The sequence below is a fragment of the Pelomicrobium sp. G1 genome, from assembly GCF_051905455.1.
Classification (GTDB): domain Bacteria; phylum Pseudomonadota; class Gammaproteobacteria; order Burkholderiales; family UBA6910; genus Pelomicrobium.
The window spans coordinates 1-285 of record NZ_JBQACR010000300.1 but is presented as its reverse complement, the minus strand read 5'-3'; the positions used below and the strand labels follow the sequence as shown (position 1 = coordinate 285).

1 protein-coding gene is annotated in these 285 nt (G+C 68.4%); it reads right to left on the bottom strand.

The genetic code is table 11. The features are described from left to right. Positions 1 to 14: 14 nt before the first annotated feature. On the bottom strand, positions 15 to 285 hold a 271-nt coding region (locus ACTFO6_RS18595; protein WP_439935853.1), incomplete at its 5' end, for a hypothetical protein.

Here is a 285-nt window from a genome sequence, read left to right as displayed (position 1 = left end):
CCCATGTCCACCCCCTAGTCACCACCAGCGCCTGCCGGCGGGCCCGCGCCGAGATTGGCCTGGCCGAGGGCCGCGCCGCAAAAGCGGCACCGTTGCGCCTCCGCCCGCACCAGCTCAGCGCACTGTGGGCACCGTCTGTACCGTCCCGAGCTTAGCTGGCGCCTCTCGATCGTATCCTGGTCTGGCCTCGCCACCGCCGCACCGATTATGCCGATCAGCGGGCTCAGCACCATCGAAAGGAAAAAAAAGCCGACGCCCGAGCGGCCCTTGTTCTCCGCAACCACC